Origin of the sequence: Nocardioides cavernae (assembly GCF_016907475.1) — a bacterium.
Taxonomy (GTDB): Bacteria; Actinomycetota; Actinomycetes; order Propionibacteriales; family Nocardioidaceae; genus Nocardioides; species Nocardioides cavernae.
The window spans coordinates 4,419,511-4,432,916 of the sequence record NZ_JAFBCA010000001.1 but is presented as its reverse complement, the minus strand read 5'-3'; the positions used below and the strand labels follow the sequence as shown (position 1 = coordinate 4,432,916).

Genomic DNA, 13,406 nt, shown 5'->3' with positions numbered 1-13,406 from the left:
TCTCGGGAGGAGCGCTTCAGTGCGCAGAAAGTATCTGGTCGCCGCCGGCTCTGCCGGCCTGCTGGCCATCGTCACCCCAGCCCTGTCCGTCGCCGCACCGTCCGGTGACGACGCCGTCACGCCGGCCCAGCAGGAGGCCCTCGACCTGGGCATCCAGGTGGCCCCCAAGGAGTCCGACGTCGCCGCCCTGACGGCTCGGACCAACCCCAATCCCTACCTCGCCAACCTGCCGGACATCCACGACGCCAACTACTTCGCGTGGAACAAGCAGATGCACGAGCAGGCGGGGCGCCGCGCCGACTCCGCCAGGCTCGCGTCCAACCGTCGCGCGGCCTTCGGCACCAACGGACGGGGTGTCGACGCCCGCGGGGTGCTCACGCCGTTCGTCCACGACGAGGAGGAGCCCGCGGGAACACGGGGGTCCAACGACTCGCACGTGGACGCCGAGCCGATCCCCGGTTTCGGCACGGCCACGACCCGCACGCCCGCCGTCCGCATCCTGGGTGAGCTCGCCGCGCCGGTCGGGGCGCCGCGCACGGTGACCACCACCGAGGACCAGGGCTCGATCCCGCTGGCCACGCCGACCGGCATCGCCGGCGGTGCGACGGTGACCAGCTCGGTGCTGGGCGACGGGCCGCACGGCCCGGTCGCGTCCGGCGGCGACGGCACCAACGACTTCGACTTCTACTCCGTGGACGTCGCGGCCGGCGAGACGCTGACGGCCGACACGGAGGGCAGCGCGACGACCACCGACACGATCCTCGTCGTCTGGGACGCCGCGGGCGAGCCCGTGGCCGCCGACGACGACAGCGGGACGGGCGTGCTGAGCTCGCTCTCCTACACGCCCGAGGTGCCCGGCACCTACTACGTGATGGTCGGCGGCTACGCCCTCGACCCGCTGCCGGCCGACCCGTTCGACTCCGGCAGCGGTGCCGGCGGGGCCGACACCGGCGCCTACCGCGTCGCCATCGCGAGCCGGACCCTGGACACCGACTACTACTCCGTGCGGCTGCGCCCCGGTGACGTCGTCGGGGCCGGCGCGGAGGGCTCGGCGACCGGACTCACGGTGCGGACCCCGTCGGGCGAGCAGCGCGTGGGTGGCATCGGCACCGACGCCTCCGCCCTCTACCCGCCCACCTCGCCGCTCATCGGTGGCGGCAACACCGCCATCGCCTACGTCGCCGAGGAGGCCGGCTGGTACACCGTGGAGGTCACCGGCGGCAGCGGCGCGTACGACGTGACGGTCGAGGGCTACCGGCCCGGCACGCAGGGCGACCGCGGGCGCCGGCAGACGGTGCTGCTCGACTTCGCCCCCGGCCGGGTCAACACCGGCACCTGGGGCGGTCCCGGCCAGCGCAACGTGTCGCCGTTCGCCGCGTTCGTGCCGCAGTGGGGCATCGCCCGCACCGAGGCCCGACGGATGGAGAACCGCATCCTCAACCAGGTGCGGCGCAACCTGCAGGCCGAGATCGCCGGCACCAACCCGGCGGTCACCGTCGACGTCCTCAACGCCCGCGACAACCAGGACCTGATCGGGCAGGAGAACGTCTCGCGCATCTACATCGCCGGCACGATCGCCGAAACCGGCATCAGCACCATCGGCATCGCCCAGTACATCGACCCGGGCAACTTCGGTCACCAGGACGAGGCGATCGTGCTGCTCGACGTGCTCAGTGCACCGGCGGGGCCGGCGTCGTCGCTCAACACCTACATCAACGCGAACAGCGACAAGATCGCATTCGTCACCGCGGCGGTGGCCAACGTGACGGCCCACGAGGTCGGCCACACGATCGGCAGCTACCACACCGACAACGCCGACGAGATCCACAACATGATGGACTCCGGCGGGGCCAACTTCGGGCTGAACCTCTACGGGGTCGGCCCCGACAACGTGGGCGGCACGGCTGACGACGAGAACATCGAGTTCCAGACCGACACCTACGCGCCGGTCGAGGGCTTCACCGGCCTCGAGGACACCGAGAACGTGACCTCCTGGGCCTACGCGGGGCGCTGACCCGCAGCAGTCCCACCCGCGACGCGGTCGTCCCTCCGGGGGCGGCCGCGTCGTACGTCGACCAGCGGGGCGGTCAGGGCCGGAAGCCGGGTCGAGCGGGACGGAGGTCCTCGACCCGCGCCGCAGCCGGTCGGGCGAGCAGGCGCGAGCCGGCGCGCGCGACGACGAGCTCGGCACCGCGGCGGGTCACCAGCCCGGGGGCGCGGGTGAGGTCGCGCCCTGCTCGGATGCGTCGGGACGGTCGCCCGGGCACGGTGCTGGTGACGACGACGGCGCCCGTGCGGTCGGTGGCTGCCACGTGCAGGCCACCGGAGACCTCCCCGACCGCGGGTGAGGCGTACGGCGACCACTCGCCGGCCAGTGCCGTCGGACGACTCCACCGACGACCGTCGAGCGTGCGTACGCCGAGCCGTCCGGCCGCGCTGACCTGGTGCAGCCGGGTCGTACCGTCGTCGGCGGTGGTGAGGGCTGGCGTCGACGTGAGCGACGCGGCCGGTCCGCGGAGTCGCAGGAGGCGCCCGCGCTCGAGGGACTGCGCGTAGGTCGCTCCGCGCGACCCGACGCCCACGAGCCAGGTGCGACCGGTGGCGTCGTTGCCGAGCACGGGTGCGCTGTGGGTCGACCAGGACGCCGGCCGGCCGACACGGTCCGGGTGGGTCCACCGTCCCTCGCGGGTGAGGCGCCGGATGACCAGCGTGCCCTCCGCGGTGACCGTCGCGAGCACCGGTCGCCGGGTGCGTGACTGGGCGAGCGCCGGGCTCGCGGTCAGAGCCGAGGTGCCGGCGGCGCGCAGGACCAGGCGCCCGCGGTGCGTCGTACCGACCACGACCCGGCCGTCCCGCGAGGTGGCGGCCACCCAGGGCCGGCCGCGGTGGTCGAGGCTCAACGCGGGTGCCACCACCGGGGAGAAGGCGCCCGATCGACCGACCTCCCGCGTCGGTCGGCCGGGGGCGGCCAGCAGGAGGGTCCCGCCGTCGTCGACGCGCGCGGTCCAGGACCCGCCGAGTCCGTCGGGCACCGACACGACGGGCCGGTCGGAGCCGACGAGCGGGGAGGGGGCGACGTCGGCGAGGTGCAGGTAGCGGAAGTCGCCGACCGGGACCGTGCGGGTGCCGTAGCCGCCGGCGGAGCCGTAGTTGTACTCCTCGATCGTCACGGTTCCGGGACCGATGTCGCTCACCCACGCGACGTGGCCGACGCGACCGGCATCGGTCTGGGCGACGGCGCCGATGGCGGGCACCGAGTCGACCCGGTAGCCCAGCCTCCGTGCCACGTCGTCCCAGTTGGCGGCGTTGCCCCAGTGCTCACCGCGGAAGTGGTTGTCGAAGCCCGCCATGCCGTTGCGCTCGTGCAGGCGCCAGGAGACGAAGCTCGTGCAGTTGCGGAGCACGAAGCCCCAGGAGTCACCGATGGAGCCGTCGATGGACCACACGTTGCGGGCGCACGTCGGCCGCGGGCCGCGCGGGTCGTAGAGGTGCCCGGAGACCGGGTCGAGGACCGGCGGCGGGGGCGGCGGGGGCTCGACGACCGGTGCCGGCGGCTGCCCGGGCTCCGGTGCCGGCACGGGAGCGGGCTCCGGCTCCTCGATCGGCGCCTGCGGCACGATCGGGCACTGGCCCTGCCACGCCCACGGATAGTCGTCGGCCGCGTGCGCTGCCGCGGCGCCCACACCCAGCACCCCACTCGCCAGGCAGGTCGCCACGACAGCGCGCGCGAACCTTCTGCTCCCTCGTCCCCCCACCTGCAGGACGGTAGGCACCGCACCGGGTGCGCGTGACCGGCTTTGCCGACCTGTGCACCAGCCGTTGCCGAACGCTCACGTGCCGGCGCGCCACCGGCGTACGACCGGGGCGGACGAGCGAGGCAGCGCGGACGCGCGATCGCCGCGGACCTCGGTGGCCAGGCCGGGCGCCAGCCGGTAGGGGCCGGAGAGCAGCAGGCTGCCCGCGAGCCGGCGAAGCCGCGACATCTCGGCGCGGACGGTGACGGTGCGACCGGGGTCGGCGAAGAGGTCCTCAGAGAGCTGGCCGGCCGTGCGGCCCCCATGGCCGGCCTCGAGGAGGGACAGCAGGATCTCGGCGTGGCGGGGCGAGAGGGCGCGCGACCACGACCCGCTCGGACCGGACACCACCAGCCGGGACTCTCCGTCGAGCTCGAGCACCAGCGTCGACGTCGCGGCGTCGGTGGTCTCGCCGGACTCCAGGCGCAGCAGCCAACCGCCGTCCAGCGGCTCGGCGGTCGCGTGGCCGAGCGTCGGCAGCCAGACCCGGCCGGCGGTGAGCTGGTCGGGGAGCGCCACCCGCTCGGGGCTGCGGCTGCCGATGGCGGCGGCGAGGTGGCCGGCGTGGTCGATCGCGAGCGCGTCCCCGCTCAGCCTGGCGAGCAGCGGCGCGGCCCGGGCGCGGAGCCCGTCGAGGGCTGCACGGTGCCGGGCGACGATCTCCGACGACGTCATGCGTGCGGCGAGCTGGACGAGCGCGAGCTCGGCCGGGTGCATGCCGCGGCTCGGGCCGCTGACGTCGAGCACACCGAGCGTCCGCCCCGTCCACGGGTCGACCAGCGGCGCCGCGGCGCACCCCCAGCGGGTGTGCGACTCCACGAAGTGCTCCGGTCCCTGCACGTGCACGGCCGTCCCGAGCACCAGCGCGGTGCCGATCGCGTTGGTACCGACGTTGGCCTCGGTCCACGCCGAGCCGCCCACGAAGCCGAGGTCGTCCGCCAGGCGTCGTACGCCGCTGCTGCCCAAGCGCCACAGCACCCGACCCTCGGCGTCGGCGACGACCACCAGCTGACCGGCGTCGACGACCGGCGCCAGCGACTCGGCCAGGCGCGGCACCACGTCGGCCAGCCCGCTCGCGACGCGTCGCCGTTCGAGCTCGGCGGAGTCGATCGGCGGGATGTCGGCACCCGATCCCGGGTCGAGCCCGGTGGCCGCGACGCGGCGCCACGAGGCGGCGATCTCCGTGCGGGGGAGGGGAGCCCGCGCGCCACCGGCGAGCGCGGCCTCACGGCTGCGGTGCAGGTCGCGGTCGGTCATGCAGTGTCCCTCGGGTCCTCCGGCCGAGTGGTTGCAACCTCTCGCAACCCTGTCGGCGCCCGGCTCCGGCGGTGTGTGCTCGGTCACACCAGCGTAGTTGAAGGAGAACCGATGACCCAGACCCTGGATCCCGTGACCGGCACCGACCCGACCGCCCCGGACCCGCAGGCGCGCGTCGACGCGTGGCTCGCCCGCTTCGAGGCGGCCCTCGCCGCCGGCGACGCGACCGCGGGCGCCGACCTGTTCGCGACGGAGTGCTACTGGCGCGACCTGGTGGCATTCACCTGGAACCTCAAGACGGTCGAGGGCCGTGACGGCGTCGCCGACCTCATCGGTGCTGCCGGTGCCCGGTCGGGCGCGTCCGCCTTCGCGACCAGCGAGCCGCCCGACGAGGCCGACGGCGTGGTGACGGCATGGATCACGTTCGAGACCGGCACCGGCCGCGGCAACGGTCTGCTCCGGCTGAAGGAGGAGGACGGCGAGGACCGCGCCTGGACGCTGCTCACCGCGCTCTACGAGCTGAAGGGGCACGAGGAGCCGCGGGGCACGCACCGGCCGATGGGCACCCAGCACGGCGCCTTCAAGGACCGGGTGACGTGGCAGGAGCGGCGCCAGCAGGAGGCGGAGAGCCTCGGCTCTGCCACCCAGCCCTACGTCCTGGTGATCGGCGGCGGCCAGGGCGGCATCGCCCTCGGCTCGCGCCTGCGCCAGCTCGGCGTGCCGAGCCTGGTGATCGACAAGCACCCGCGTCCCGGCGACCAGTGGCGCAACCGCTACAAGTCGCTCTGCCTGCACGACCCGGTCTGGTACGACCACCTGCCCTACCTGAAGTTCCCGGACAACTGGCCGGTCTTCGCGCCCAAGGACAAGGTCGGCGACTGGCTCGAGTCCTACGTGAAGGTCATGGAGGTGCCCTACTGGTCGAGCACGGTCGCCACCAGCGCGACGTGGTCCGACGAGACCCAGGAGTGGACGGTCGAGGTCGAGCGCGAGGGCAAGCCGCTCACGCTGCGACCCCAGCAGCTGGTCTTCGCCACCGGGATGAGCGGCAAGCCGAGGATCCCTGACGTCCCCGGCACGGACGTGTTCCGCGGCGACGTGCACCACTCGTCCGCGCACCCCGGCCCCGACGCGTACGCCGGCAAGAAGGCGGTCGTCATCGGCAGCAACAACTCCTCCTTCGACATCTGCGGCGCGCTCTGGGAGCACGACGCCGACGTGACGATGGTGCAGCGCTCGTCCACGCACATCGTCAAGAGCAGCAGCCTGATGGAGATCGGGCTGGGCGACCTCTACTCCGAGCGGGCGCTCGCCGCCGGCGTGACGACGGAGAAGGCCGACCTGATCTTCGCCTCGCTGCCCTACCGGATCCTGCACACCTTCCAGATCCCCGCGTACGAAGCGATGGCGGAGCAGGACAAGGACTTCTACGACCGTCTGGAGAAGTCGGGCTTCCGGCACGACTGGGGCGACGACGGGTCGGGCCTGTTCATGAAGTACCTCCGGCGCGGCTCCGGCTACTACATCGACGTCGGCGCCGCCGAGCTGGTGGCCAACGGCGACGTCCACCTGGTGCAGGGGCAGATCGACCGGCTCACCGAGGATGCCGTGGTGCTCGAGGACGGTACGACGCTGCCCGCCGACCTCGTGGTCTTCGCCACCGGCTACAACTCGATGAACGGCTGGGTCGCCGACCTGGTCGACCAGGAGACCGCCGACCGCCTCGGCAAGTGCTGGGGCCTGGGCTCGGAGACCACCAAGGACCCAGGTCCGTGGGAGGGCGAGCAGCGCAACATGTGGAAGCCGACGCAGGTCGACCACCTCTGGATGCACGGCGGCAACCTCCACCAGTCGCGGCACTACTCGCTCTACCTCGCGCTCCAGCTCAAGGCGCGGCACGAGGGGATCGAGACGCCGGTCTACGGCCTGCAGGAGGTGCACCACACCGGCTGAGCCGGGCGGAGCCCGACAGGGAGCCGGCCCCCCACGGCCCCTGTCCTCCGAAGGCGCCGGCTGCCACGATGAGGCGTGACCTCCGCGAAGATCGCCATCGTCGGCGCCGGCGCCGTCGGCTCCACGCTCGCCTACGCCTGCCTGGTCCGCGGCGTCGCCACCACCGTCGCCCTGCACGACGTCGACGCGGCGAAGGTGCGGGCCGAGGAGCTCGACCTCCGCCAGGGCCTGCAGTTCCTGCCCACCGCCCACGTCGAGGGGTCGGCCGACGTCTCCGTGTGCGCCGGGGCGCAGGTCGTCGCGGTGACGGCCGGCGCCAAGCAGCAGCCCGGGCAGACCCGCCTCGACCTCGCGGCCTCGACCACCAACATGCTCCGCTCCCTGATGCCGGCCCTCGTGGAGGCGGCCCCGGACGCCCGCTTCGTGATGGTCACCAACCCCGTCGACGTGGTGACGTACGCCGCCCAGAAGCTGACCGGACTCGGCACCGAGCAGCTCTTCGGCTCGGGCACCGTGCTCGACTCGGCGCGGCTGCGCGGGCTGGTGGCGGCGCGCTGCGGCGTCGCGGTCCAGAACGTCCACGCCTACGTCGTCGGCGAGCACGGCGACAGCGAGATCCCGCTCTGGAGCAGCGCGAGCATCGGCGGAGTGCCCGTCACCGACCTGGTGGCGGCCCACGAGCGGGACGCGATGGCCGCCGAGGTGGTGGGCGCGGCCTACGAGATCATCAAGGGCAAGGGCGCCACCAACTACGCCATCGGCGTCTCCGGCAGCCGGATCATCGAGGCAGTGCTGCGCGACGAGAAGCGGGTGCTGCCGGTCTCCACGCTGCTGGCCGACTACCACGGCATCAGCGACGTCTGCCTCTCCGTGCCCACGGTGGTCGGGTCAGGTGGTGCCGAGCGGCGGCTCGAGGTCCCGATGGGCGAGGCCGAGCTCGCAGGGCTGCGCGCGAGCGCCGACCGCATCCGTGCCACCGCCAGCGACCTCGGCTTCTGAGGCGTCACCTACGCTCGCGTCGTGGAGGAGAGGGAAGCCCCCGAGCGCCGCTCGTACGACGCCAGCGGGCGCCGAGCGGCCGCCGAGCGGCGACGGCTCCACGTGGCCGAGGTGGCGGCGCGGTTGTTCGCCGAGCGGGGCTGGAACGGCACGACCCTCGCCCTGGTCGCCGCCGAGTCCGGGGTGTCCGTCGAGCTGGTGACCAAGACCTTCGACGGCAAGGCTGGTCTCTTCATGGAGGCCTTCCGGTCCGCCGGGTTCGGGCGCCGCGGCGGGTTGCGGGAAGCCTTCGCCGCCCTGCGGCTCGACGACGAGCCCGACCTCGAGGTGCGGCTCGACCGGTTCGTCGAGTTCGCCTGCAGCATCGTCGTACCGATGGGGCCGCTGGTGCTGGTGCTGGCGCACGGCGCCGAGCAGGACCCCGCCCTGCGCGACCTCGTCCGCGGCGCGCACCTCGGCCATGCGGCGATGTGCGGCGACCTGGTGCGGCTGCTCGCGCGCGGGGAGCCGGCGCCGGACGCCGTCGACGAGGTCTACCTGCTGACCCGCGCTGAGACCTACCTGACCCTCGCGCAGCACCGCGGCTGGACGGTCGAGAGGTATGCCGCGTGGCTGCGACGGTCGCTGCGCTCGGCCGTCGACGGACCGCCTGCCGGCTCGGGCGACGGTCGGGTGTCACCCGCCCCAAAATTGGGTACTATGTAACTGGATCCAAACGTGGGGTATGGATTCCGGGTCCAGAAGGTCCGGTCGGGTGGGGGCCCGGCCGGACCTGATGCTCGCCGATAGGCTGCCGGGCATGAGCGAGATCGAGATCGGCCGTGCCAAGCGCGGCCGCCGCGCGTACTCCTTCGACGACATCGCGATCGTGCCCTCGCGGCGCACGCGCGACCCCGAGGAGGTCAGCACGGCCTGGCAGATCGACGCCTACCGGTTCGACATCCCCGTGCTGGCCGCGCCGATGGACTCGGTCATGTCGCCGTCCACCGCGATCGCGCTGGGCCAGATGGGCGGCCTCGGGGTGCTCAACCTCGAGGGCCTCTGGACGCGGTACGACGACCCCACCGGCCTGCTCGAGGAGGTCGCCGGGCTCTCCGGGCACGAGGCCACCCGCCGCATGCAGGAGATCTACACCGAGCCGATCAAGCCGGAGCTCATCACCGAACGCCTCAAGGAGGTGCGCGCCGCCGGCGTCCCCGTCGCGGGCTCGCTCTCGCCGCAGCGCACGAAGGACCACGTCAAGGCCGTCGTCGACGCCGGCGTGGACATGTTCGTCATCCGCGGCACCACGGTCTCCGCCGAGCACGTGAGCAGCCAGGCCGAGCCGCTCAACCTCAAGGAGTTCATCTACGAGCTCGACGTGCCGGTCATCGTGGGCGGGTGCGCGACCTACCAGGCCGCGCTCCACCTCATGCGCACCGGTGCCGCCGGCGTGCTCGTCGGCTTCGGCGGCGGGGCCGCCCACACGACGCGCACGGTCCTCGGCGTCGCGGTCCCGATGGCCAGCGCCGTCGCCGACGTCGCCGCCGCCCGCCGCGACTACCTCGACGAGTCCGGCGGCCGCTACGTCCACGTGATCGCCGACGGATCCATCGGCAGCTCGGGCGACATCGCCAAGGCCGTCGCCTGCGGCGCCGACGCGGTGATGATCGGCTCGCCGCTCGCCCGGGCCGTCGAGGCTCCCGGCCGCGGCTTCCACTGGGGGAGCGAGGCGACGCACGCCCAGCTGCCCCGCGGCGAGCGCGTCGGCTTCGAGCCGGTCGGGTCGCTGGAGGAGATCATGTTCGGCCCCTCCCGCGTCGCCGATGGCACCATGAACCTCATCGGCGCCCTGCGCCGCGCGATGGCCACCACGGGCTACACCGAGCTCAAGGAGTTCCAGCGCATCGAGGTCGTCGTCCAGCACTGATCGCGGAGCCGTGAGGTCACCCGATGACCTCCAGGCTCCGCGATCCGCCCTCCACAGATCGTCGGATGCGTCTGGTCCCGCTCCAGCGGTGCCAGCAGGCTGGAGCGGTGCGAGACGATCCGGCGCTTCTCCACCTCTCCGGCCACCTGGACGGCCAGTGCGGGGTGGTCTCGCGAAGCCAGGCGCTCGGGTGCGGCCTGCGCCCCGGCGACCTCCGCCGCCTCGAACGACGCCGTGACCTGGTCCGCGTGCTGCCCCGCGTCTACCTCTCCCACACCGGGGAGGCGACCTGGTCGCAGCGCGCCTGGGCGGCCGTCCTCTACGCCTGGCCGGCTGCGCTCATCGGGGCGTCGGCACTCCGCGCCGCCGACGGGCCCGGTCGTCCTGGCGCCGACCGGGTGCCGATCCACGTGGGCATCGCCCCCGAGCGCCGGATCCTGCAGGTGCCCGGCGTCGTCGTCGTACGCACTGCGGGGCTCGACGCCCGCGCTCGCTGGAACCTCGGCCCACCCAGGCTTGCGTACGACGACGCGGCGCTCGACGTCGCGCTCGAGGCACGCACCGAGATGGAGGCGATCGCTGCGGTCGCCCGTGCCGTTCAGAGCCAGCACACGACGGCCGTCCGCATGGCAGGCCTGTTGTCCGAACGGACGCGTGCACGGCGGCGCAAGTTCCTGGAGGGAGTCCTCGACGACGTGGCCTCGGGCACGTGCTCGGTCCTCGAGCACGCCTATCTCGTCCGGGTCGAGCGGCCGCACGGGCTGCCCACCGCCATGCGGCAGGTGCGGGAGGTGACGGCCAGCGGGGTGGTCTACCGGGACGGGCTGCTCCTGGACCTGCCGATCGAGCTCGACGGTCGGCTCGTGCACGACACGGCCGAGCAGCGCGACCGCGACTTCGAGCGAGACCTCGATGCGGCGGTGTCCGGACGCGGAACCGTCCGGCTCTCGTGGGGTCAGGTGGTCGGGCGGCCGTGCCGGACGGCCGCGAAGCTCTCCTCGCTGGTCGTGCAACGAGGCGGGCCGCCGGCGTACGCGTGTGGGCCCGGGTGTGCCGTCAGGCAGGCCGCGTGAGCGTGATCGCGGAGCCGGGAGGTCACCCGATGACCTCCCGGCTCCGCGATGTCGTTCGGCCTCCCTGAGAGACTGGCGCCATGACCCTCGCCAAGGCCCTCGATGCCGATCAGCGCGCCGATGCGCTCCAGCAGCTCGGGTCCGGTGAGCTCGACGTGCTGGTCGTCGGCGGCGGGATCGTCGGCGTCGGAGCGGCGCTCGACGCGGTGACGCGTGGCCTCAAGGTCGGGCTGGTCGAGCAGCGCGACCTCGCCTCCGGCACGTCGTCGCGGTCGTCCAAGCTGGTGCACGGCGGCCTGCGCTACCTCGAGATGTTCGACTTCGCGCTGGTCAAGGAGGCCCTCGAGGAGCGCGGCCTGCTGCTCACCCGGCTCGCCCCGCACCTCGTCCGACCGGTGCCGTTCCTCTACCCGCTCGAGCACGCGTGGGAGCGCCCCTACGTCGGCGCCGGCGTCGCGCTGTACGACACCATGGCGATGACCGGCAGGTACGACATGGGCGTGCCCAAGCACAAGCACGTCTTCCGCAAGCAGCTCGCCCGGATGGCGCCGGACATCCGGACCGACAACCTCCACGGCGCGATCCGCTACTACGACTGCCAGGTCGACGACGCCCGGCTGGTGATGACCATCGCCCGCACCGCCGCCAACAACGGCGCCCACGTCGCGACCCGCACCAAGGTGACTGGCTTCCTGCGCGACGGCGACCGCGTCGTCGGCGTACGCGCGCGTGACCTCGAGGGCCAGCGCGACCTGGAGATCCGGGCCCGCGTCGTCATCAACGCGGCCGGGGTCTGGACCGACGAGGTGCAGGAGCTGGTGGGCGGCGAGGCCCAGCTCGACGTCGACGCCAGCAAGGGCATCCACATCGTCGTCCCCAAGGACCGGATCCGGTCGGAGTGCGGCTTCATCACCAAGACCGAGAAGTCGGTCCTCTTCGTGATCCCGTGGGACGACTTCTGGATCATCGGCACGACCGACACCGCGTGGGACCTCGACCTCGCCCACCCCGCTGCCAGCAAGACCGACATCGACTACGTCCTCGAGCACGCCAACCGGCTCCTCAAGGACCCGCTCGACCACCGCGACGTCGTCGGGGTGTACGCCGGGCTCCGGCCGCTGCTGAAGCCGACGCGCAAGGAGGGCGAGATGGGGGAGACCACCAAGCTCTCCCGCGAGCACACGGTCGCCAACCCGGTGCCCGGCCTCGTGCTGGTCGCCGGCGGCAAGCTGACGACGTACCGCGTCATGGCGCGCGACGCGGTCGACCACGCGATCCGCGACTTCGACGCCACGCCCTCCTCGATCACCGACCGGGTGCCGCTGATGGGTGCGTGGGGCCACGAGGCGCGGACCAACCAGCGGGTCGCGCTCAGTCGCGCGTCGGGCCTCGAGATCGGGGTGATCGACCACCTGCTCGGCCGCTACGGCGGCCTGGTCGACGAGCTGCTCGCCCTGATCCACCGTCGCCCCGAGCTCGGCGAGCCGCTGCCCGGGGCCGAGCACTACCTGCGGGCCGAGGTGCTCTACGCCGTCACCCACGAGGGCGCGCGCCACCTCGACGACGTGCTGGCGCGGCGGACGCGGGTGTCGATCGAGACCTTCGACCGCGGCATCGCCGCCGCGCGCCCCGCCGCGGAGCTGATGGCCGAGGGCCTGGGGTGGGACGACGCGCAGCTCGAGGACGAGGTCGACCACTACCTGCGGCGAGTGGAGGCGGAGCGGCAGAGCCAGCTCATGCCGACCGACCAGGAGGCCGACGAGGCGCGGGTCAAGGCGCGCGACATCGTCTAGAGGCGCTGGACGGGACCCGGCGCCGACCCGCCGAAGGCCTCGCGCAGGCCGGACCGCTTGCCGCCGGCCTCCAGGGCGTCGGCGACCTTGCCCACCGGTCGGGCGCCGGGCCAGACGTGCACCACCATCAGCGCGAGCGAGACCACGGCGCCCCCGAGGTAGGTGAGGATGCTGCCGTCGGGGAGCACGAACGCGGCGGCCACCGAGGCGATGGCCACGAACTCCGCGATGGCGAACCGCATGATCATCAGCGCCTGCCAGCGGGTGCGGGCCTGCGCGGCTGCGTCGTCGTCGGTGAGCGCGGTCGACAGGGCGGGGGTGCGGTAGCCGACGGCCTCGAGCAGCAGGTGCGCGGCGACGCCGGCCAGCACCTGCACGGCGAGGACCGCGACCGGGACCGACCCGGGTGCGGGCAGCACCACCGACAGCGCGACGCCGATGACGACGAGGGCGCCCATCAGCGAGCCCGCCAGGATGCGGGTGCTCGGCGCGAAGGGCGCGGACGTGGGCAACGGCGTCGACATGCGGCGAGCCTAGACCGATCGAGCGGCTCCGGACGTTGGACAAAAGTGGTCGATATGTCGAATGTTGGGACGAAGTGACCAACCGGTAGCAACGGCGTCGGCGG

At 73.2% G+C, this 13,406-nt stretch carries 10 protein-coding genes; 7 read left to right on the top strand and 3 right to left on the bottom strand.

The features are described 5' to 3' along the window. Window positions 1-19 precede the first annotated feature (19 nt). The gene (locus JOD65_RS20855; RefSeq protein ID WP_191194709.1) at window positions 20-2,014 is read left to right on the top strand and encodes a pre-peptidase C-terminal domain-containing protein; all 1,995 of its coding nucleotides are present in this window, start codon (window positions 20-22) and stop codon (window positions 2,012-2,014) included. A gap of 73 nt (window positions 2,015-2,087) precedes the next feature. Here the strand turns inward: JOD65_RS20855 and JOD65_RS20850 are convergent, their stop codons facing one another. After that, window positions 2,088-3,755 (bottom strand): CHAP domain-containing protein, encoded by a 1,668-nt coding sequence (locus JOD65_RS20850; RefSeq protein WP_191194710.1) that lies wholly within the window; start codon window positions 3,753-3,755, stop codon window positions 2,088-2,090. A 75-nt stretch (window positions 3,756-3,830) separates the two neighbouring features. Beyond that, complete coding sequence (locus JOD65_RS20845; protein WP_191194711.1) at window positions 3,831-5,051, bottom strand: GAF domain-containing protein; 1,221 nt, start codon at window positions 5,049-5,051, stop codon at window positions 3,831-3,833. A 111-nt stretch (window positions 5,052-5,162) separates the two neighbouring features. Here JOD65_RS20845 and JOD65_RS20840 point away from each other — a divergent pair, with 111 nt between their 5' ends. The 6 genes from JOD65_RS20840 (at window position 5,163) to JOD65_RS20815 (ending at window position 12,778) form a co-directional block, all read left to right on the top strand. After that, the gene (locus JOD65_RS20840) at window positions 5,163-7,004 is read left to right on the top strand and encodes a flavin-containing monooxygenase (RefSeq protein ID WP_191194712.1); all 1,842 of its coding nucleotides are present in this window, start codon (window positions 5,163-5,165) and stop codon (window positions 7,002-7,004) included. A gap of 75 nt (window positions 7,005-7,079) precedes the next feature. After that, entirely contained in the window at window positions 7,080-8,003 is a 924-nt protein-coding gene (locus JOD65_RS20835; RefSeq protein WP_191194713.1) for an L-lactate dehydrogenase, read from the top strand. Between the two features lie 21 nt (window positions 8,004-8,024). Then, complete coding sequence (locus tag JOD65_RS20830; RefSeq protein WP_191194714.1) at window positions 8,025-8,708, top strand: TetR/AcrR family transcriptional regulator; 684 nt, start codon at window positions 8,025-8,027, stop codon at window positions 8,706-8,708. 94 nt (window positions 8,709-8,802) lie between these two features. Then, complete coding sequence (locus JOD65_RS20825) at window positions 8,803-9,912, top strand: GuaB3 family IMP dehydrogenase-related protein (protein ID WP_191194715.1); 1,110 nt, start codon at window positions 8,803-8,805, stop codon at window positions 9,910-9,912. A gap of 107 nt (window positions 9,913-10,019) precedes the next feature. After that, window positions 10,020-10,985: a putative endonuclease domain-containing protein gene (locus JOD65_RS20820; protein WP_191194716.1), complete on the top strand. Its 966-nt coding sequence runs from the start codon at window positions 10,020-10,022 to the stop codon at window positions 10,983-10,985. Between the two features lie 80 nt (window positions 10,986-11,065). After that, window positions 11,066-12,778 (top strand): glycerol-3-phosphate dehydrogenase/oxidase, encoded by a 1,713-nt coding sequence (locus JOD65_RS20815; protein ID WP_191194717.1) that lies wholly within the window; start codon window positions 11,066-11,068, stop codon window positions 12,776-12,778. Here JOD65_RS20815 and JOD65_RS20810 read toward each other — a convergent pair. After that, window positions 12,775-13,302 carry a hypothetical protein gene (locus JOD65_RS20810; protein ID WP_191194718.1) on the bottom strand — a complete coding sequence of 176 codons (528 nt, stop codon included), beginning with the start codon at window positions 13,300-13,302 and terminating at the stop codon, window positions 12,775-12,777. The genes JOD65_RS20815 and JOD65_RS20810 overlap by 4 nt on opposite strands. Window positions 13,303-13,406 lie beyond the last annotated feature (104 nt).